Origin of the sequence: Kitasatospora sp. NPDC087314 (genome assembly GCF_044744365.1) — a bacterium.
Lineage (GTDB): Bacteria > Actinomycetota > Actinomycetes > Streptomycetales > Streptomycetaceae > Kitasatospora.
This window is the reverse complement of the sequence record NZ_JBIUYE010000004.1, coordinates 288,021-307,545: the sequence shown is the minus strand read 5'-3', so window position 1 is coordinate 307,545 and position 19,525 is coordinate 288,021. Positions and strand designations below refer to the sequence as shown.

Genomic DNA, 19,525 nt, shown 5'->3' with positions numbered 1-19,525 from the left:
CTCCCGCACTGCGGCGGGCGGCACCGGGGACACCCTCGGATCGATGAGCCGGGCTCATGGATGGATGAGCTCATCGATCTTGTTCGGCCCGCGGCGCGGGTGGTGGGCTGCCCCCATGACCAACGCCGAAACCCTCGCGCCCCCGGCCGCCCCCAGCAGTCCGCCCCGCTGGGCACCGCTCGTCGCCGTCGCCCTCGCCACCTTCACCGTGGTCTCCTCCGAGATGATGCCGGTGGGGCTGCTGACACCCGTCTCGGAGACCCTCGCCGTCTCCGACGGCGTCACCGGGCTCTCCCTGACGATCACCGGGATCCTCGCCGCGGTCCTCTCCCCCTTCGTGCCGGCGCTCATCGGCCTCCGGGACCGCAAGGGCGTGCTGATCGCCTTCCTGCTGCTGCTGTCCCTGGCGAACGCGCTCACCGCCCTCGCGCCCGACTACCCCGTCCTGGCCGTCAGCCGGGTCCTGCTCGGCCTCGCGATGGGCATCGTGTGGGGCATCACCGCCGGGCTGGGCCCCCGACTCGCCGACGGACCGCGCATCGCGCTCGCCACCACGCTGATCTTCTCCGGCGTCTCCATCGCCTCGGTGCTCGGCGTCCCGCTCGGCACCTACCTCGCGGCCCTGCTCGGCTGGCGCTCCGCGTTCTGGGCCCTCGCCCTGCTCGGCGCGGTCTCCGCCGCCGTCCTCGCCCGCACGCTCCCCGCCCTCCCGGTCCACGAGCGGGGCCGGCTCGACGGCATCGCCGACGCCCTGCGTAACCGGGGGGTCGCCGCCGGGCTCGCCGTCACGGCGCTCGTCGTGCTCGGCCACTTCACCGGCTACACCTACGTACGGCCCGTGCTCGAACTCGACGCGGGTCTGAGCAGCGGCGTCATCGCCGCCTGCCTGCTCGTCTACGGGCTGGCCGGCGTCGCCGGGAACTTCACCCTCGGCCCGCTGGCCGGACGGCACCCGAAGGCGGCCGTGACCACCGCGCTCGCCGGCGTCGCACTCGCCGCCGCCCTGCTGCCGTTCCTCACCGGGAGCCTCGCGGCGGTCCTGCTCGCACTCGTCGTCTGGGGCGCCTCGTACGGCGGGGTCTCGATCTCCACCCAGACCTGGGTCCGCACCGCCGACCCCGCCCGGATCGAGGCCTCGGCGGCGCTGTGGGCGGGCGTGTTCAACGCCGGCATCGCGCTCGGCTCGCTCGCCGGCGGGCTGGTCATCGACCGGGCCGGGAACCGCGCCGTGCTGCTCTCGGCCGGGCTGGTCACCGCGGTCGGGCTGCTGCTCGCCGCGATCTCCCGGCCGCGCGGCGGCCGGCTCAATTGACGGAGCCCGCCAGCAGCTCCACGAACCGGGCGGCCAGCGGGTGCGAGCTCCGCTCGCTCCGCACGACGAGCAGCGTCGACGGCTCCAGGTCCGGCACCGGCAGGTAGCGGATGTCCGGCCGCTGGACGTAGGCCGTGCTCGCCTCGCACAGCAACAGCCCCAGCCGGGTGCTGGCCACCGTCGACAGCCCCTCCTGGACGGTGGCGGCGCCGGCCTGGTAGGCCAGCTCCCGCCCGTCCCGGGTCCGCCGCGGGGCGTTCGCCCGGCGCCAGTAGTCGGGGGCGGGCCCGCGCGGCTCGATCAGTGCCAGCGCGGCCAGCTCGTCCCCGGCGACGCTCGACGCCCCGGCCAGGCGGTGCGCGGCGGCGAGCGCGACGTACATCGGCTGCCGGGAGAACTCCAGCAGCACCCGCAGGCCCTCCTCCCGGCACGGGGACAGCACGATCGCCAGGTCGATCTCACCCCGGCCCAGGTGGGAGAACGGATCGCCCCAGGACAGTTCCACCAGGTGGGCCGCCCCTTCCGGCAGGCCCGCGATCGCCCGGGCGACCGGCTCGTACACGGCGCACTGGAAGCCCAGGCGCAACGGACGGTGCGTCGAGGCCGCCCGCGCCCGGGCGTCGTCGTACCCCGCCCGCAGCCGGTCGAAGGCGGGCACCACCTGCTCGGCCAGGGCGCGCCCCAGCTCGGTCAACTCGACCCGGCGGCTGGTCCGTCGGAACACCGGGGCACCCACCCGGCTCTCCAGTCGCTTGATCAGCTGGGAGACCCGCCCCTGCGAGACGCCCAGCAGCTCCGCCGTCCGCCCGAAGTGCAGCTGGTGCACCAGCACGGAGAAGCACTCCAGCTCCTGCAGCGGCAGCTCCGGCAGCACGGGGCCTGGCGTCGTCCGATCCACCCCGGAAGTCTACGGTCCGCCGGCCTCCAGGCAGGCCTCAGTGCGGGCGGACGGCGCAGGCCAGGGCCGCGCGCAGCTCGGCGGCCGGATCGCCCTCGTGGTACGGGCGCTCGCTCGCCTCGACGTGGTCCAGGAACTCCTGGTACCGCAGTGCGTAGGACAGGTGGTACAGCGGCTCGACGAGTTCCAGCGCCCGCTGCGGCCGCGCGCCGGGAACGTGCTCCTGCCAGGCCCGCGACCAGACGGCGGCGAGCTGCTCCCAGCGCTCCGGCGCGAGGTAGGCGCGCGGGCGCAGCCCGTCCAGGGCGGGGTGGCCCAGGCAGGAGTCGGCGTAGTCGACGACCACCGAACGCTCGCCGTCGGAGCGCCAGTTGCCCGGGTGAAAGTCGCCGTGCACCAGTGTCTGCGGGAGTCCGCAGCTTTCCAACTCTTCCAGCAGTGCCGGGAGTTCGTCGATCAGTCGGCGGGCGTCGGCCAGTTCCTGCGCCGTCAGGCCGGTCGGGCCGGGGAGCCGGTCGAGCAGCGCCCGGGCCTGGGCGAGCAGGGTGCGCGGCGTCCGGTCGCGCAGCCCGGCCGCCGCCGCGCGCCCGTCGGCGGCCAGCGCCGCCTGGGCGGCGACCAGCCGGGGCACCACGTCGGCGACGGTGGCGGCGGACGGGCCCCAGCAGTCCGTGCCGGGCACGTGGTCCAGCAGCAGCCGCCCGCCCGCCGGGTCGGCGGCCAGCACCGGCGGCACGAGGGCCGGGTCGACCCCGCCGAGCAGCGCGATGACCTCGCCCTCGAGGGCGTTGAAGGCGGGCGTCGTGGTCTTCAGCCAGGCGTCGCGGCCGGTGACCGTCGGGATGCGGAAGAGGCCCGAGAGGTTCCAGGTGCGGACCTGCCGCGCGGGTCCGGCCGCCGGGCGGCCCACCCGGGTGAGCTCCGCCCGCGCCCAGGCCAACGCGTCCCGCAGGCCGGCCGGGGTGGCCCAGGCGGCGCGGCGCTCGGCGGGGCCGAGCAGGGCGGCGGTGCCGGCGTCCGGCGTCCGGGCCGCCAGCGCACCGGGCCGCTCCAGCGCCTCGGCGTGGTACCACACCTGCCCGCCGTGCCCGCCCTGCTCGCTGCGCCCCCGCACGAGCCGCACCACCAGCACCGGCGCCCCGGCGAGTTCGGACGTCCGCGCCACCACCCCGTCCACCGACGACCACCACCCGCCCGCCGCCTCGAACGGGCCCACCGGCCCGAAGTACTCGTCCCCGTGCGTGAGGTGGACCGTGACGGTGCGTTCGCTCGCTCGCTGCATCCGGGCAGCTTCGCCCATGCCGCCCGGGGGCGCGAGCGAATATCCGGCGGCCGAGGGGGTCGGGGCGGCGGGCCCTACGGGATCGCCACCGCCGCGCCGGACACCCGCACCCGGGAGTCCTCCGCCCGCAGCTCGACCCGCAGCACGCCCGGGCGGCCCAGGTCCTCGCCCTGGTGGAGGGTCAGCACCGCCGGGGCCGTCACCGCGCCCTGGTCCCGCAGGTAGGCGCCGAAGGCGGCGGCCGCGGCGCCGGTGGCGGGGTCCTCGACGACGCCGCCGACCGGGAAGGGGTCGCGGACGTGGAAGACGTGGGCGCTCTCGCGCCAGACCAGCTGGAGGGTCACCAGGTCGCGGGCGCGCATGTAGGCGGCGAGGCCGTCGAAGTCGTAGGCGAGGCGGGCCAGGCGGTCGCGGGTGGCGGCGGCGAGCACGAGGTGGCGGGCGCCGGCGTAGGCGACCCGGGGCGGAAGCGTCGGGTCGAGGTCGGTGCGGGCCCAGCCGAGCAGGGCGAGGGCCTCGTCGACGTCGGCCGCGGTCACGTCCGCCACTCGCGGCTCGACGCTGGTGAGGGTGGCGCGCAGCACGCCGTCCGCGTCCTGGTCGACCTGGACGGGGACCTCGCCCGCCGCCGTCGTGAAGACGTAGCGCCCGGGGCCGGTGCGCCCGGCGAGGGCGACGGCGGCGGCGACCGTCGCGTGACCGCAGAACGGCACCTCGGCGAGCGGGCTGAAGTACCGGACGTGGTGGGCGCCTTCGGTCCGGCCCGCAGTCAGGAAGGCCGTCTCGGAGTAGCCGAGCCCGGCGGCGATGGCGAGCATCCGCTCGTCGGTCAGTCCGGTGGCGTCGAGCACCACCCCGGCCGGGTTGCCGCCCTCGGGGCGGGTGGTGAAGGCGGCGTAGCGCAGGATGCGGGGCGAGGCGTCGTCGGTCATGCCCGGGCGAACGCGTTCCACTCCGCCGCTGTTCCCGGTCACCGCAGCACGGTCATCGCAGCACGCCGCCTTCTCTGGGGGTAACCGTGTGGCGCGAGGTGCCCTTCGGGGCGAGAACCCTGCGGTGCTTCAGAAGCTGGCGGCGGGATTCGCGGTGATCGGGGACGTCCAGTTCCTGCCGGGATACTCGGTACTCCTGGTCGACGATCCCGCGGTGGAGCGGCTGTCGGATCTTCCGAAGAGTCCGCCATCCGGCGCCTCGTCCTCCAGGCCCCGGCGCCCGTCATCGCCAAGGCCCTCGGCTACCACGACAAGACCGCCACCCGACTGGTCACTGAAGCTGGCGGCACCTGGAGCCGATACGCACCCGGAGACCACACACGGTGACAAGACTTCCGTCACCCCGGAGGAATACGCGACTCCTCAACATGTGGGCCTATCAGTCTCAGCCCCCGCCTCCACCACACCGTCGCCCGCACCGAGCAGGACGGCCCCGAGCAGGTGCCGGTGGCGTGCTGCCGGCACCCGACGAGGCCGACCTGCAGACCGAGTTCGACGTCGAACTGCCCTGCGGGCACGTGGATGCCGAGGGCGTCGTTCACCGCGAGGGCCGTGTGCGGCTGCGAGCACGCGCCCTATTTCCAGGCCTGCGGCTGATGTTCTAAAATATGGCATATGTGGCGCGTACGGTACTTGGTGCTGAACACGGGCGAGAGGAGTGCACCATGATCGCCAAGCTGCTCCGAAAGCTGTTCTTCACGCGCAACTACGGTGCGTACGGGGCCCACGACTGGGGTACGTCCGCCGACAAGCTGTGACCGCACTGCCGGCGGGTGCTCCCGGGCGCCCGCCGGCTTTTGGCCATGCTGCCGGCGATGTCGGCCTGGACAGGTACGAGCGCCAGGGGCGATCTCATGGGCCGAATGAATGAGCCGCCGCGGTTGCCCGAAGGCAGCTTCGCGGCCTGGAGCCGCGACCGGCTGGCACTGGCGCGCCGTGGCGCTGACGAATGTGGCGACGTCTGGCAGCTGGAGCCGGGTACCTACGTAGTCGCTACGGCTGGCCCGTGCGAAGAAGTCCTGCACCGCGCGCAGGACTTCCCCAAGCCACCCTCGCCCCTCTTCCCACCGTTGAAGCGGGCCGACAGCGCGCCGACGCCCGAGGAGCATTCGCACGCCCGCGCCGCCCGCATGCGCGGACTACGCCCGCAGGCGGTTGCGGCCCGGATCGGTGAGATCGCGCCCGGCACCGCTCGATTCGCCGACCAGTGGCCCGCGGGCCGGGACGTCGAGATTCTGCCCGTAGTCCGGCCCGTCCTGGCAGAGGTCGGCGTGCGCTACCTCTTCTCCGAGGACGCTCCCGCTCTGCTGCCCTTCGCCTGGCAGCTCTTCGTGGCCCGGGAGCTGCTCGTACGCCCCTCGCGCTGGGTATGGCCGCGCTGGGTCCCCACATCGGCCCGGCGCTTCCGCACACGGCAGCAAGTCGCCTTCACCAACGCTTTGCGGCCAATCGTCCGCCGACGCCGTTCATCGGGCCGGCTCGGTGACGACGCGCTGGGACACATGCTCCGACCCTCCTCCCGCTACGGCCTACTGCCGGAAGAGGCCGTCCTCGACACCCTCCCCGGAATCACCGTCGCCACCTTCGAGACACCTTCCAGGGCAGCCGGATGGATCATGCTCCACCTGGCCCGGTACCCCCGGGCAGCGGACCGCATCGCGGCCGAAGCCTCCTCGCTGCCCACGGACCCGGCCGCGACGACCAGCACCCACCTCGACAGCCTGCCATACACCCAGGCACTGGTTCGCGAGGTGCTCCGACTGCACCCCCCGAGCTGGCTGCTGACCCGGCGCGCCACGCAACAGACTCGGCTCGCCGACTACACCATCGACGCCGGGTCCACCGTTCTCGTCTGCCCCTACACCGCCCACCGCGACGCGCGGGAACACTCCGAGCCGGACCGGTTCCGGCCCGAGCGCTGGCTCGATGATTCGGGCTCACCGGCGAAACCGGGGGTCTTCCTCGCCTTCGGTACCGGGCCGCACGGCTGCGAGGGAGCCGCTCTGGCCATGGCCATGCTCACGCTCCTGACCGCGCAGATCGCCCGCCGCTACCACTTGAGCGAGCCGCCCGGACCGGAACCCAGCTACCAGGTCACCACCTTCGAAGGTCTCGCGACCGCCGGCCTGCGCCTGCGTGCCACCGTGCGCGGCTGAGGGCAGTCCCGCTTTCGGTGACAGGTCGCCTCCACCCGCGAGCAGAGAACGTTGATCAGGCCCGCGTGCCGTTCCACACGTGATCGTATGACCGGCTCATGGTTCGCTCATCGCGTGCCGCTGGTCGAACTCGTTGACGAGCATGCCCATCATGACAAGGTCGTGGTGCCGGCCGACGGAGAAGACGTGTTTCCGCAGGCGCCCCTCCTCGGTGAAGCCGAGCCGACGAAAAAGTGCCAGTGATGCCTCGTTGTCGGCCAAGACCGCCGCCAGGCATTTGTGATAGCGCCGCTCGGCGAACATGAAGCGCAGCAGCAGCACCACGGCTTCCGCCGCATAGCCCTTGCGTCGGTGCTCAGCGCCGATCGTGACATCGAACTCGAACCAGCCCGATGGACGGCCGGTGCGATGTGAGCCGACCGTGCCGACCAGCTCTCCCGTGGCCGTCGTTTCGACTGCCAACCGGAAACGGTCGTCATCGCACTCGGCAACGGCTTGCTCCTGCGCCCAGGCACGATAGCTCTCGGCGGACCGCGGCAGGTCCAGCCGGGTCCGGCCCTGCCCGTAACCGTCAGCGTCAGCGAAGCGCGCGAACGCCGTCCAATCGTCGGGTTCGATAGCGCGCAGGCGCACCCGTTTGCCGGACCAGGACGATGCCATGCCCTAGTTGATCACGCTCAGTGCACGCGAGGTCGAGAGGCGCGCCGAGGCAGGTGTCGCCCGCAGTACTCTGTCTCACCACTGATCATGGTTGATCAAAATAGCGAGTCTCGCGATCACGGAAGGGCCGCGGTCGTGGGTCCGACTCGTCCGGCTGGGATTTTGCCCTGAACGCGGGCGCCCCGGGCCACCCGTAACCTGATCAGCTCGCCGGTTTGCTCCTGAGATGAGGCTCATTCCCGGCCGTCGTCGTCCTCGTCCAGGTCAGGGCTTTCCGGGGCGCGAAGCGGGTGGAGGCAGTGAAGTTGTAGCGGCCGAGCATCGCCTGAGCCTCCAGCGGCGGGCCCCGGCTGTCGGCCAGCTCGTATATCTGCCCGAGCACCGAGCGGGGCGCCTAGCCCACCGACACGGCGTACGACAGCAGTCCACGCACCGCGGTGAGCACCCCGTTGATCCGCCGTTCCCTCCGGGCCGGCTCGGCCCCGGGACCCAGCACCACCGAGGCTGGTTCACCGTCCGGCGCCGATGGCGAGTACTTCAGCCAGACCATGAACAGGCCCATGTCCCGGGCCGTTTGCGGCCATTGCCGCCCAGTGATCCGGCACCACAGCAGCTACGGCGACACGCTCTCGGCGTACGCCTTCGTCGTCGGCTCGGCCCGGCTCCGACGAACCGCAGGAACCGCGGCCACTGATCTGCGCCCCACACCACACCGGGCTGGCCCCCGAAGCACGTCGCCTAAGCACGTCACCGCGGCACGGTCACCGCAGCACCGCCTCCAGGAGGTCCGAGCCGAGCCGGGCGCTGCCGGCGAGGTCGAGCTGGTAGAGCATGTACCGCCCGCGCCGCTGGGTGGTGAGCAGCCCCGCCTTGCGCAGCACGGCGAGGTGCCGGGACACCTCGGGGGCGCTGAGCATCCAGGCGGCGGCGAGTTCGCCGGTGGTGTGCGGCCCGCGCGCCATGGTGCGGGCGAGGCGCAGCCGGACGGGGTGGGCGAGGGCTTCGAGCCGCTGCTGGACGAGGGCGAGCGAGACCGGTTCGGGCAGGCCCGCCTCGGCCACGGGGTACTGGAGGACGGGCCGCCAGCCGGGGGCGTGCACCACGAGCAGGTGGGGTCGACCGAAGGCGGTCGGGATGAAGGTGACTCCCCCGCTGTCGGTGCCGCTGGTGGAGTTGTCCTGGAGCTTGTCGATGACGATCCGTCGCCGCCCGTCCGCGCCCTGGTCGAGGGTGACGGAGGGTGAGATCGCGGCCAGTGCCTCGCCGGGGCCGCGCCGGGCGAGCAGGTCGGCCTTGTACCGGGCGTCGGCGGCGAGGTCGGGCAGGACGCGCTGCCAGGCGTCGGCGAAGAACGCGGACTCGCAGTCCTCCAGCATCCGCCGGACCAGGGCGCGGACGGCGGGCGGGTCGGCGAGCAGCCGGTCGGCGAAGGCGGCCTGCCGGGGGCCGCGGGCGAGGGCGAGTTCACGGGCGCGCTCGTTGGCGGCCGGGTCGGTGAGCGGCGAGGCCTTCCGGTGGGCGAGCCGGGAGGAGCCGCAGGTGGTGATCAGGGCGGCGGCGACGTACAGCTCGTCGTCGATCCGGTCGACGGCGTCGAGTTCGGCCCTGAGGGTGGCGCCGGGAAGCCCTGGGACGAGGAAGTCGGCGCGGGAGGAGCGCCACAGGAAGTCGGCCTCCAGCAGCCGTTCGGACAGCTCGGGCGGGACGGCCGCGGTGGTGCTGGACGCCCAGCCGTGCAGCGCGGGGTGGTGCGCGGGCTCGGCGAGGACGTGCAGCATCGCGTTCAGCTCGCCGAGCGGGGACGGCGTGAAGAGCAGGCGCTCGTCGGGCAGGGCGGTGATGTCGATGGTCACGCTCACGGCCCCGATCCTGCCACCCGGCCCGATCACGGCCGGCGTCGATTGACGCGAAGCGTCAATCCGCGTGCCCGGCGGCCGCCGGGCGGCGGACGGTACCGGCCATGAGCCTGATCCAGGAGAAGTCCGTCCACGACCACGCCGCCGTACGGGCCGGTGAACCGCCCGCCCCGCCGGTCGGGGCCGGCCGCCGGGGCCCGTCCGCGCTGCTGAGCCTGCTGACCGCCGCGGGCGGGCCCCGCTACGCGGTCGCGCTGGCGGTGGACGCGGTGGGCGGCGGCATGCTGCGTCCGTTCCTGCTGCTGTACGGCGTCGGGGTGCTGCACCTGGGCGCGGGCGCGGCCGGGTTGGCGATGTCGGCGGGGATGGTCGCCGGCCTCCTGGTGGTGCCGCTGACCGGCCGCTGGATCGACCACGGTGCCCGGACCCTGCCGGCCGCGGCGACGCTGGTGCTACGGGCGGCGGGTGCGCTGACGCTGCCGGCCGCGAACGGCCTGGTCTGGTTCACCGTGGCGGCGGTGCTGTTCGGGATGGGCAGCCAGTCCTGGCCGACCACCCACGCCGCGGTGGTGTCCACGCTGACCGAGGGACGGCTGCGGGACGCCGCGCTCGCCGCCGGGCGGTCGCTGCGCAACGCCGGGCTGGGCGCGGGCGCGCTGCTGGCCACCCTGGCGGTGACCGGCGGGGCGGGCGCGGTCCGGGCGCTGGCCTGGGTGACGGGCGCGGCCTGCCTGGTCGCCGCCGCCCTGGTGCTGTCGCTGCGGGTGCGGGCCCCGCAGGCCGTCACCGACCGTGCGGCTCGTCCGCAGGAGGCGGGCGAGCCGCTGCGGCGGATCAGCCTGCTGGGTCTCGCCAACCTGCCGTACTCGTTCTGCTTCGACGTGCTGGAGGTGGCGCTGCCGGCGCTGCTGGTGCTGCACCTGCACGCCTCGCCGGCCTGGTCCTCGGGGGTGTTCGTGGGCAACACGGTGCTGGTGATCGCCCTGCAGCTGGCCCTGGTGCTGCGGCTGGCGGACCGGTCGCGGCGGGCCGTGCTGGCGGCCTCGGGGATGGTGCTGGCGCTGTCCTACCTGGGGTTCTGGGCGGCCGGGTCGCTGGGCGGGGTGCCGGGGGCGGCGGGCGTCGCGGTGGTCTCGGTGCTGTACACGCTGGGCGAGATCCTCTACACCGGCTCGGGCACGGCCCTGGTCGCGGCGGTCGCCCCGCCGCACCTGCTGGGGCGGGCCCTGGCACGCTGGGAGGTGTCGTCGGGCGTGGGCCGGGCGGCGGCGCCGGCGGTGCTGACGGCGCTGCTGGCGGTCGGTCCCGGGCTGCTGTGGCCGGTGCTCGCCGGCGCCACGCTGCTGGGGGCACTGGCGGTGCTGCGGCTGGGGCCCGTCCGTACGCCCCCGCCTGCGCGGTGACCCGGCCTCGACGCCGAGGGCGGGCACCCCGCCGTCTCGCACCCCCGCCTGCGCGGTGGCCCGGCCGGGTGCGATGGCATGATCGTCCGCATGGCGCTCACCCCCTTCCAGCAGCAGCTTCGCGACCGGGTCCTCGATGCCGAGGTGACGGCCCCGCCGGAGCCCTGGCGGCCCGTGGGCCGGGGGATGGTCCCGGTCGGCGGGCTGCTCGGCATCGGTTTCGCCACCGACCCGGGCACCGGCCACGACCTGGTGCTGGTGGTCTCCAGCAGCGGGCACGGCCTGTTCGACGCGGTCACCGGCGAGAAGCTGGAGCGCGAGTACGACCCGGAGGAGGACCCGGACGGCCCGGACCTCTCCTGCCCCGGACTCGGCCCGGTCGCGGACCTCCGGATCCCGGTGGCCGGGCTGTGGGGCGGCGGCCTGCACACCAGCGCCGACGGCTGGGAGGTCGAGGTGGTCGCCCCGGAGTGGCCGCACCACCGGGTGCTGCTCGTCGGCGGCGCGGCACCGGCCTGGAAGGGGACCCACGGCGAGACCTGGTGGCACGTCTTCGACTCCAGCTGGTCCACCTTCCGCGCCGCCGGCTTCTCCCCCTCCGGCCGCACCCTCGCCGTGGCCACCAGCAGCGACCTCACCCTCTGGAGCCGCGCCTAGCGCTGGGGCCTTTCGAGCGTCGGGTCACTCCGGATGCGGGCGGGGCGCCCAGCGCCGATGCTGGCGGCGAGGCGTGCCCGGCCCAGAGGAAGGAACTCCCCCATGAGCGCACTCGACTTCGAGATCATCGACAGCCCCGACAGCTCGCTCAACAAGACCTCCGTGCTGGTCACCGGCCCCAAGGACGTCCTGCTGGTGGACGCCGGGTTCGCCCGCTCCGACGGCCGCCGCCTGGTGGAGCGGATCCGCGCCACCGGCAAGCGGCTGTCCACCGTCTTCATCAGCCACGGCGACCCGGACTTCTACTTCGGCGCCCAGGAGGTCCAGGACGCCTTCCCGCAGGCCCGGTTCCTGGCCACCGCCGACACCGTCGAGCACATCCAGGAGACGTACGAGGGCAAGCTCAAGGCCTGGGCCCACCTCGGCCCCGAGCTGCCCACCCGGCTGGTCCGGCCCGAGGTGATGCACGGCGACGAGATCGTCTTCGAGGGCCACCGGTTCGAGCTGCGCGGCGCCGACTTCCACCTGCCCGACCGGCACTACCTCTGGCAGCACCACCACCACGCGGTGCTCGGCGGCGTGCTGCTCTTCGAGGGCCTGCACGTGTGGACGGCCGACACCCCCTCCTACGCCCAGCGGTCCGCCTGGATCGACCTGTTGGACGGCATCGAGGCCCTCCAGCCGCAGTTCGTGGCGGCCGGCCACCGGATCGCCGGGACGCCCACCGACCTGACCTCCGTCGACCAGACCCGGGACTACCTGCGCGCCTTCGAGACCGAGATCGACCGGGCCCCGGACGCGGCCGCCGCCAAGGAGGCGCTGGAACGGCGCTTCCCGGACCTGGGGCTGCGGATCGCCGTCGACATCGGCACCAAGGTCGTCATGGGCGAGATGGCCTGGGGCTGAGCCGCGATGATCGAGATCCCGAGGGACACCGCCTCGTTCGCCGAGTCCTCCGCCCCCGCCGACGTGGTGCGCCGCCAGTACCTGGCCTCGGCCCGGGGCGACCTGGCCGCGCTGCGCTCCACGCTCGCCGACGACGTCGAGTGGACCGAGATGGCCGGCTTCCCGCTGGCCGGCACCTACCGCACCCCGAAGGGCGTCACCGCCAATGTGATGGAGCGCCTGGCGGCCGAGTGGGACAACTGGACGGCGCACGACGACACGTACGTCGTCGACGGCGAGAACGTGGTCGTGCTGGCCCGCTACACGGCCGTGCACAAGGCCACCGGAAGGCCGCTCGCGGTGCGGGTCGCCCACCACTTCACGGTGCGCGGCGGCCGGATCGTCCGCTTCGAGCAGTTCACCGACACCGCGCTGGTCAGGAAGGCCATGAACCCGTAGCGGCCCACCCTCACCCCTAGCGGCCCGCGTTCACTCGTCCGGGGGAGCACGGCGCGGCGCGCCCGGTCCGGCCTCGACACGCCACCCGGACGGCGGCAGGCTGACCCCGAGGGCCCGCCGGCACACTCCCGCCGTGCGTCCGGAGGACGGGAGTCCCCGGAGAGCGGGAGTCCGAGGACGGGCCCTGGTTCCGGCCGGAGAGCGAGGAGTTCAGCATGGGCACGGGTACGGCGGGAACGGCGGAGGGCGGCGGGCGCGAGCGCCCGATCGTGATCGTCGGGGCGTCCCTGGGCGGCGCCAAGGCCGCGGAGGCGCTGCGCGCGGCCGGCCACCAGGGCGGCATCGTCCTGATCGGCGAGGAGCACGAGCGCCCGTACGAACGGCCGCCGCTGTCGAAGGGGTACCTGCTCGGCACGACGCCCCGGGAGAAGATCTACGTCCACCCGCCGCAGTGGTACGGGGAGAACGACATCACGCTGCGGCTGGGCACCCCGGTGGTCGCGATCGACCCGGCCGGGCACACCGTGACGCTCGCCGACGACGGCCAGGTGGAGTACGCCAAGCTGCTGCTCACCACCGGCTCGGTGCCGCGCCGGCTGCCGGTGCCGGGTGAGGAGCAGGACGGCGTGCTCTACCTGCGCCGGGTCGAGGACAGCGAGCGGATCAAGGAGGTGCTGCGGCCGGGCGCCCGGATCGCCGTGATCGGCGCGGGCTGGATCGGCCTGGAGGTGGCGGCCGCGGCCCGGGCGGCGGGCGCCGAGGTGACGGTGCTGGAGGCGGCCGAGCTGCCGCTGCTGCGGGTGCTGGGCCGCGAGGTCGCGCAGGTCTTCGCCGACCTGCACCGCGACCACGGCGTGGACCTGCGCTTCGGCGTCCAGGTGGCCGAACTGACCGGCACCGGCGGCACGGTGAGCGGCGTACGGCTGGGCGACGGCACGACGGTGGCGGCCGACGCGGTGGTCGTCGGCATCGGCATCTCCCCCGCGACCGGCCTGGCCGAGGCCGCCGGGCTGGAGGTCGACAACGGGGTGAAGACCGACCAGCACCTGCGCACCTCCGACCCGGACGTCTACGCGGCCGGCGACGCCGCCAACGCCTTCCACCCGCTGTTCGGCAAGCACATCCGGGTCGAGCACTGGGCCAATGCCGTCAACCAGCCGCAGACTGCCGCCCGCGCGATGCTCGGGCAGCCGGACGCGGTCTACGACCGGGTGCCCTACTTCTTCAGCGACCAGTACGACCTGGGCATGGAGTACGTCGGCTACGCCGAACCGGGCGGCTACGACCGGGTGGTGTTCCGCGGCGACCCGGCCACCCGCGAGTTCATCGCGTTCTGGCTGGCCGACGGCCGGGTGCTGGCGGGGATGAACGTCAATGTCTGGGACGTCACCGACCCGATCCGCGAACTGGTCCGCTCCGGGCGGGCGGTGGACCCGAAGGCGCTCGCCGACCCGGGCGTACCGCTCGGCGAGTTGTAGGGCCTGTCGCCGGCCCCCCGTCGGTGGCGGATCCGGCGGTTCACACCTGGCCGGAGTCCACGAGGTGCCCACCGGCGGGTCCTCGGCTCGGACCGTCGCCGTTTCCTCCCGCGACGGTCTCCGCCACGACCCCCCTGCCCCGCCTCGACCTACGGCGGCCGGGCAGTGCGGGGTCCGCCTCCTCGCTCATCCGGTGCGCCAGGTAGACCGGCAGCGCCGACAGCACGATGAGTGCGGAGGCGACCACGTCCACCACCGGCCCCTGGTTCGGCCGGGCCAGGTTGTCGTAGATCCACAGCGGCAGGGTCCGGGTGCCGGGGCCCGCGGTGAAGGTCGTCACCACGATCTCGTCGAAGGACAGCGCGAAGGCCAGCAGCGCGCCCGCGAGGAGCGCGCCGCGCACCGCGGGGAGCGTCACGTACCAGAACGTCTGGAAGGTGTGCGCCCCCAGGTCCGCCGACGCGTCCTCGCTGCTCGACGGCAGCCGGCGCAGCCGTGCCGAGACGTTGTTGAAGACCACCACGATGCAGAACGTCGCATGGCCGACGACGACGGTGAACATGCCGAAGCCGATCCCGAGCGGCACCAGCACGGTACGGAACGCGGCGTTCAACGCGATGCCGGTGACGATGCCCGGCAGCGCGATCGGCAGGATCAGCAGGAACGACACCGTCTGCCGTCCGAAGAAGCGGTAGCGCGTCGCCGCGAACGCGGCCGTGGTGCCGAGTACCAGCGCCACCGCGGTCGCGCCCAGCCCGGCGCGTACGGACGTCCACAGCGCGTCCCGCAGACCCGCCTCCCGCCACGCCGCGGACCACCAGCGCAGGCTGAAGCCGGTGGGCGGCCACGCGAAGGAGCGGGAGGCGTTGAACGAGTTCACCACCACGACCAGCAGCGGCGCATAGAGCACGGCCAACCCGAGGGCCGTGGCCAGGCGCAGGGCGAGGCGGGCCCCGCGAGTGAGATGCATCAGGATTCGCTCCCCGGTCCTACAGTTCTCCGGCGGTCCTACGGGTTCTCCAGCCGCGCTACAGGCTCTCCAGCGCACCGGTGCGCCGCACGGCCAGTAGGTAGCCGACGACCAGCAGCACCGGGACGCAGGAGACGGCCGCCGCCAAGGGCAGGTTGAGGGTCACGTTGTCGGCGATCACGTTCCCGATCATCTGCGTGGTGCCGCCGACGATCCGCACCGCCAGGTAGTCGCCCAGGCTGAGCGAGAAGGTGAAGACCGATCCCGCGAGCAGCGCCGGCTTCAGCAGCGGCAGGACGACCGTGCGGAAGGTCGCCCACGGTCGCGCGCCCAGGTCCGCCGAGGCCTCCAGGTAGCTGTCCGGCAACTGCGCCAGCCCCGCGTAGAGCGGCAGCACCATGTAGGGCAGCCACAGGTACGCCAGAGTGACGACCACGGCCGGCACCCCGAAGCCGGGCGTGCCGCCCAGCCGGTCCAGCACCCCGCCGTGGCTGAGCATCACCCACCAGGCGTACGCCTTGACCAGGTAGCCCGCCCACAGCGGCGCGGTGACCGCGACCAGCAGCAGCCTGCGGCCGGCCGGGCGGGCGACGCGTGCCAGGTAGAAGGCCATCGGCAGCGCCAGTGCCGCGTCGAGCACGGTGACGCCGGCCGCGATGCCGAGCGTGCGCAGGGCCACCGTCCGGTAGAACGGGCTGCTCACCAACTGCCTGAAGTTGTCGGTGTTCCAGACGTGTTCGACGGTGGAGGTGAAGGGGTTGGTGGTCCAGAACGCCGACAGCAGCAGCACCGTCAGCGAGCCGAGGTAGGCCAGCGCCAGCCACGCCATCGGTGCGCCGAGCAGGGCGGCCAGGCGCAGGCCGGGGCGCCGGTGGAGCGCCCCGGCCAGCCTGCGCACGGGGGCGGGCATCAGCTCTTGATCTCGTTCCAGGCGGTCACCCACTGCGCGTAGTCGGTGCAGTCGTCCTTGCCGCTGCCGTCGACGCACTGCCTGGTCGGGGTGTTCCAGAAGTAGACGTTCTTCCACCAGGACTCGTCGGCGGCGTGGTAGTCGGCGCAGAAGTTCGGGTTGTCCTTGATGGACGAGCAGGCCTGGGAGTTGGCCGGGGCCTCGCCGAAGTACTCGGCGACCTGGGCGTTGACGGTCGGCGAGACGATGTAGTCCATCCACTTGTAGGCGCAGTCGGGATGCTGGGCGTGGGCGGAGACCATCCAGGTGTCGGACCAGCCGGTGGCGCCCTCACTCGGCAGGACCGCGGCGGTCTTGACCTTGCCGTCGGCCGCGACCGCCTGGTGGATCACCTCCCAGGTGGTGCCGAGCCAGTAGTCGCCCGAGTCGAACGCGGCCTGCGCCTTGGTGTAGTCGTTCCAGTAGGAGGAGATGTTCTTCTTCTGGCCCTTGAGCAGCGCGACGGCCTGGTCGAGCTGCGACCGGGTGAGCGCGTAGGGGTTCTTGATGCCCAGCGACGGCTGCGTCTTCATCAGGTACAGCGCCGCGTCGGCGATGTAGATCGCCGAGTCGTAGGCGGTGAGGTGGCCCGCGTAGCGGGGGTCGGAGTCGAAGACCGTGCCCCAACTGGTCGGTGCGGGAGAGACCTTGGCCTCGTTGTACATCAGCAGGTTGGCCCCGCGGCCGTGCGGGACGCCGTAGGGGACGCCCCCCACGGAGTTCCACGGCTGCACCTTCAGATCCGGGTAGATGGTGGCGTAGTTGGGCACCAGCTCGGTGTTGACGGGGGCCACGTCGCCGGCGGCGATCAGCCGCAGGGTCGCGTCACCCGAGGCGGAGACGGTGTCGTACTGGCCGGTCTTCATGAGCGCGACCATCTCGTCCGAGGTGCCGGCGACCTTGAGGTTGACCTTGCAGCCGGTCTGCTGGGTGAACGGGGTGACCCAGTCGACGGTCTTGCTGTCCTGGCCGTACTCGACGTAGCCGGCCCAGGCGACGATGTTGACGGTGCCCTCGCCCTGGCCCAGGGACTGCCGCATCGGGATCTTCGGCGGGTTGATTCCCTGGGCTGCGAAATCCCCGCCCGTCGACGACGAACAGGCCGCCGTCAACAGCAGGGCCGCCGTCGCGGCGAGCGCGGTCAGGGGACGGAAGGCGCGCATGCGGTGCCTCTCTTCGGTTCGCTTCGGGACAGGACGGGACGGCGGTGCGGGGACGGGAGGGCGCTACGGGGACGGGACCGCGGTGCCGGAACCGGACAGCGGTGCGGGAACGGCGCGGCCACTCACTCGCGCAACGCGATGCTGTGGCCGCGGCGCCAGGCCAGCACCACGGAGGAGCCCAGCAGTCCGGCCAGGTCCTCGCCGGAGCCGTCCCGGTTCTGCCGCAGGGCCACGAGCCGGCCGCCGCTCGCCAGGTCGACCGCGAACCGGGTCTGCGCGCCGGCGTAGACGACGTCCGTGATCCGGCCCGCCGCCCGGACCTCGTCCGGGCCGGCCGGATCGTCCGGGCGGCACATGCGGATCTTCTCCGGCCGGATCGCCCACCTGCCCGGCGAGCCGAGGACCCGCACGGCCTCCTCGCCGCTCAGCAGGTTCGCGGTGCCGACGAAGCCGGCGACGAACGGTGTCGCCGGGCGCTCGTACACCTCGGCGGGGGTGCCGACCTGCTCGATCCGGCCGGCGTTGAAGACCGCGATCCGGTCGCTCATGGTCACCGCCTCGTCCTGGTCGTGGGTGACGAGGACGAAGGTGATGCGCGCCTGGCGCTGGATCCGCTTGAGCTCGGTCTGCATCTCCAGCCGCAGTTTGAGGTCGAGCGCGCCGAGCGGCTCGTCCAGCAGCAGCACCGGGGGGCGGTTGACCAAGGCCCGTGCCAGGGCCACGCGTTGGCGCTGCCCGCCGGAGAGCCCGGCCGGGCGGCGGTCGGCGAGACCGTCGAGGCGGACCATGGCGAGTGCCGCGGCGATGCGCTCCGCCCGCTCGGCGCGCGGCACCCGTTTCACCCTCAGCCCGTACTCCACGTTCCGGTGAACCGACAGGTGGGGGAAGAGCGCGTAGTCCTGGAAGACGGTGTTGACGTCACGGTCGAAGGGCGCGGCCCGGGTCACGTCCCGCCCGTTCAGCAGCACCCGGCCCGACGACGGCTCCTCGAATCCGGCGATCAGGCGCAGCACCGTGGTCTTCCCGGATCCGGAGGGCCCGAGCATCGAGAAGAACTCGCCCGACCGGATCTCCAGGTCCACCCCGTCGACGGCCCGCACCACGCCGAAGCTCTTGGTCACCGCACGCAGGCCCACCGCCGCGCCACCGTCCGCCATGACCAGCGAACGTACCGCCCCGTACGGCCGGTTGAGGCGGGAAGTCCGGGCAAATCCATCAAATCGCCCGCCAACATCCCCCGTCCGGGTGACACACCTCGCCCGTGCCCGACCGGCGGCCCGCAGGCCTGGTGCCGCCCGTCGGGACCACCGGGGCGGTCGCCCGGCATGCCGACCGGACGGCTGCCGCCGCCCGACCCGATCGCGGGGGAACCCCCACCCGCCGCCCGGACTCCCGAGGGGTCAGCTGACCGGGATGCCGGGGTTGACCAGACCCCGCCCCCCGGTGACGGTGTTGCCCGGGCCGATCGTCACCGGGCAGGCGGCGGCGTAGTTGGTCACGTCGATCGCGTACCGGTCCGGCCCGGTGGCACCGGTGAGGTCGGAGCGGTTGCCCCGGAACACCGTGCCGCAGCCCCAGCCGGGTTGGACGCTGTGGGTCTGGAAGCCGTCGTCGGTGGTGCGCACGCCGGTGTTGTTCTCGACGACGTAGCCGTTGCCCTTCACGTCGACCCAGGAGTCGTCGTAGTTGCGGCCGGTGAGGCCGTCGCCGTCGAAGGAGTTGCCGGAGACCAGGCCGCCGGTGGTGCCCTCCTTGAGGTCGACGTTCTCGGCGCCGATGTTCGGGCCGAAGGTGTTGCCGATGATCTGCACGTAGTCGCTGCGGTCGGCGAGGGTGTTGGCGGTGCCGACGTAGACGCCCTCGCCCATGCCGTCCCGGTTCAGGCCGGTGTCGTGGATGCGCGAGTTGCGCAGCGTGCCGTGCGCGCTGGAGTTGCGGAAGTGCACGCCCTCCATGGTGGTGTGATGGACCGTCACGCCGTCGATCACCACGTAGTTCGCGGCGTCCATCATGATGCCCTTCTGGGCGCCGGTGACGGTCAGGCCCTGGACGGTCCAGTAACTCGCGCCGTTGAGGTAGAGGCCGTAGCCGCCGCCGGTCGAGGTGGTGAGCACGGCCTTGGCCGAGCCGCTGAGGGTGATCCGGGCGGCGGCGGTGCCGGGCGCGGTGGCCTTGAAGTTGCCGGTGTAGGTGCCGTCCGCGAGTTGGATGGTCTGACCGGGCACCGCGGCCGCGAGCGCCGCCTGGAGCTGCTTGGTGGTGGTGACCTTGACGACGGCGGCCGCCGTCGGATCGGCGGCGACGGCGGAGGGCGCGCAGCCGAGGGCGAGTGCGGTCAGCGCGGCGCCGACGGCGAGGGTACGGCGGGCGGAGGTGAAGGAGGTCACGGACGATGCTCCTACGGG

The 19,525-nt window shown here is 73.3% G+C and carries 19 protein-coding genes and 1 pseudogene; 9 read left to right on the top strand and 11 right to left on the bottom strand.

Annotation, left to right across the window (positions count from 1 at the left end; all coding sequences use genetic code 11):
• The first annotated feature begins 115 nt into the window (after window positions 1-115).
• On the top strand, window positions 116-1,312 hold the full coding sequence (locus ACIO5E_RS10700) for an MFS transporter (RefSeq protein WP_400665838.1): 1,197 nt from the start codon (window positions 116-118) through the stop codon (window positions 1,310-1,312).
• Here the strand turns inward: ACIO5E_RS10700 and ACIO5E_RS10695 are convergent.
• The 3 genes from ACIO5E_RS10695 to ACIO5E_RS10685 all read right to left on the bottom strand — a co-directional run bounded on the left by ACIO5E_RS10695 (window position 1,305) and on the right by ACIO5E_RS10685 (window position 4,424).
• Window positions 1,305-2,210 (bottom strand): LysR family transcriptional regulator, encoded by a 906-nt coding sequence (locus tag ACIO5E_RS10695; RefSeq protein ID WP_400665836.1) that lies wholly within the window; start codon window positions 2,208-2,210, stop codon window positions 1,305-1,307. The two genes, ACIO5E_RS10700 and ACIO5E_RS10695, sit on opposite strands and share 8 nt — an antisense overlap.
• Before the next feature lie 37 nt (window positions 2,211-2,247).
• On the bottom strand, window positions 2,248-3,492 hold the full coding sequence (locus ACIO5E_RS10690; protein ID WP_400665834.1) for a phosphotransferase: 1,245 nt from the start codon (window positions 3,490-3,492) through the stop codon (window positions 2,248-2,250).
• Window positions 3,493-3,566: 74 nt separating this feature from the next.
• Window positions 3,567-4,424, bottom strand: coding sequence for a PhzF family phenazine biosynthesis protein (locus ACIO5E_RS10685; protein WP_400666258.1), 858 nt, complete (start codon window positions 4,422-4,424; stop codon window positions 3,567-3,569).
• 88 nt (window positions 4,425-4,512) lie between these two features.
• Here ACIO5E_RS10685 and ACIO5E_RS10680 point away from each other — a divergent pair.
• The 3 genes and pseudogenes from ACIO5E_RS10680 to ACIO5E_RS10670 all read left to right on the top strand — a co-directional run.
• A pseudogene (locus tag ACIO5E_RS10680) lies at window positions 4,513-4,665 on the top strand (diadenosine tetraphosphate hydrolase); the annotation flags it as partial.
• Between the two features lie 271 nt (window positions 4,666-4,936).
• Window positions 4,937-5,089 (top strand): hypothetical protein, encoded by a 153-nt coding sequence (locus ACIO5E_RS10675; protein ID WP_400666282.1) that lies wholly within the window; start codon window positions 4,937-4,939, stop codon window positions 5,087-5,089.
• Between the two features lie 198 nt (window positions 5,090-5,287).
• Window positions 5,288-6,640 (top strand): cytochrome P450, encoded by a 1,353-nt coding sequence (locus ACIO5E_RS10670; RefSeq protein WP_400665832.1) that lies wholly within the window; start codon window positions 5,288-5,290, stop codon window positions 6,638-6,640.
• A 96-nt stretch (window positions 6,641-6,736) separates the two neighbouring features.
• Here ACIO5E_RS10670 and ACIO5E_RS10665 read toward each other — a convergent pair whose 3' ends face one another.
• From ACIO5E_RS10665 to ACIO5E_RS10655, 3 genes are all read right to left on the bottom strand, one after another.
• Window positions 6,737-7,300 (bottom strand): GNAT family N-acetyltransferase, encoded by a 564-nt coding sequence (locus tag ACIO5E_RS10665; protein WP_400665831.1) that lies wholly within the window; start codon window positions 7,298-7,300, stop codon window positions 6,737-6,739.
• A gap of 394 nt (window positions 7,301-7,694) precedes the next feature.
• Complete coding sequence (locus tag ACIO5E_RS10660) at window positions 7,695-7,862, bottom strand: hypothetical protein (protein WP_400665829.1); 168 nt, start codon at window positions 7,860-7,862, stop codon at window positions 7,695-7,697.
• 199 nt (window positions 7,863-8,061) lie between these two features.
• Window positions 8,062-9,159, bottom strand: coding sequence for a DUF5937 family protein (locus ACIO5E_RS10655; RefSeq protein ID WP_400665827.1), 1,098 nt, complete (start codon window positions 9,157-9,159; stop codon window positions 8,062-8,064).
• Window positions 9,160-9,260: 101 nt separating this feature from the next.
• On the opposite strand from ACIO5E_RS10655, the gene ACIO5E_RS10650 reads away from it, so the two are divergent.
• From ACIO5E_RS10650 to ACIO5E_RS10630, 5 genes are all read left to right on the top strand, one after another.
• Window positions 9,261-10,559, top strand: a complete 1,299-nt coding sequence (locus ACIO5E_RS10650) for an MFS transporter (RefSeq protein WP_400665825.1) — start codon at window positions 9,261-9,263, stop codon at window positions 10,557-10,559.
• A 90-nt stretch (window positions 10,560-10,649) separates the two neighbouring features.
• A complete protein-coding gene (locus tag ACIO5E_RS10645) occupies window positions 10,650-11,216 on the top strand; it encodes a hypothetical protein (protein ID WP_400665823.1) in 567 nt (188 codons plus the stop codon).
• Between the two features lie 102 nt (window positions 11,217-11,318).
• On the top strand, window positions 11,319-12,122 hold the full coding sequence (locus ACIO5E_RS10640) for an MBL fold metallo-hydrolase (RefSeq protein ID WP_400665821.1): 804 nt from the start codon (window positions 11,319-11,321) through the stop codon (window positions 12,120-12,122).
• A 6-nt stretch (window positions 12,123-12,128) separates the two neighbouring features.
• Complete coding sequence (locus tag ACIO5E_RS10635) at window positions 12,129-12,560, top strand: nuclear transport factor 2 family protein (RefSeq protein ID WP_400665819.1); 432 nt, start codon at window positions 12,129-12,131, stop codon at window positions 12,558-12,560.
• A gap of 215 nt (window positions 12,561-12,775) precedes the next feature.
• On the top strand, window positions 12,776-14,038 hold the full coding sequence (locus ACIO5E_RS10630) for an NAD(P)/FAD-dependent oxidoreductase (RefSeq protein WP_400665817.1): 1,263 nt from the start codon (window positions 12,776-12,778) through the stop codon (window positions 14,036-14,038).
• 40 nt (window positions 14,039-14,078) lie between these two features.
• On the opposite strand, the gene ACIO5E_RS10625 is transcribed toward ACIO5E_RS10630, so the two are convergent.
• The 5 genes from ACIO5E_RS10625 to ACIO5E_RS10605 all read right to left on the bottom strand — a co-directional run bounded on the left by ACIO5E_RS10625 (window position 14,079) and on the right by ACIO5E_RS10605 (window position 19,507).
• Window positions 14,079-15,008: an ABC transporter permease gene (locus ACIO5E_RS10625; RefSeq protein ID WP_400665815.1), complete on the bottom strand. Its 930-nt coding sequence runs from the start codon at window positions 15,006-15,008 to the stop codon at window positions 14,079-14,081.
• 58 nt (window positions 15,009-15,066) lie between these two features.
• Entirely contained in the window at window positions 15,067-15,918 is an 852-nt protein-coding gene (locus ACIO5E_RS10620; RefSeq protein WP_400665813.1) for an ABC transporter permease, read from the bottom strand.
• On the bottom strand, window positions 15,918-17,120 hold the full coding sequence (locus ACIO5E_RS10615; RefSeq protein WP_400665811.1) for an ABC transporter substrate-binding protein: 1,203 nt from the start codon (window positions 17,118-17,120) through the stop codon (window positions 15,918-15,920). The genes ACIO5E_RS10620 and ACIO5E_RS10615 overlap by 1 nt, the downstream gene beginning before the upstream one ends.
• Window positions 17,121-17,242: 122 nt before the next feature.
• Entirely contained in the window at window positions 17,243-18,277 is a 1,035-nt protein-coding gene (locus tag ACIO5E_RS10610) for an ABC transporter ATP-binding protein (RefSeq protein WP_400665809.1), read from the bottom strand.
• A gap of 243 nt (window positions 18,278-18,520) precedes the next feature.
• Window positions 18,521-19,507 (bottom strand): right-handed parallel beta-helix repeat-containing protein, encoded by a 987-nt coding sequence (locus ACIO5E_RS10605; RefSeq protein ID WP_400665807.1) that lies wholly within the window; start codon window positions 19,505-19,507, stop codon window positions 18,521-18,523.
• Window positions 19,508-19,525 lie beyond the last annotated feature (18 nt).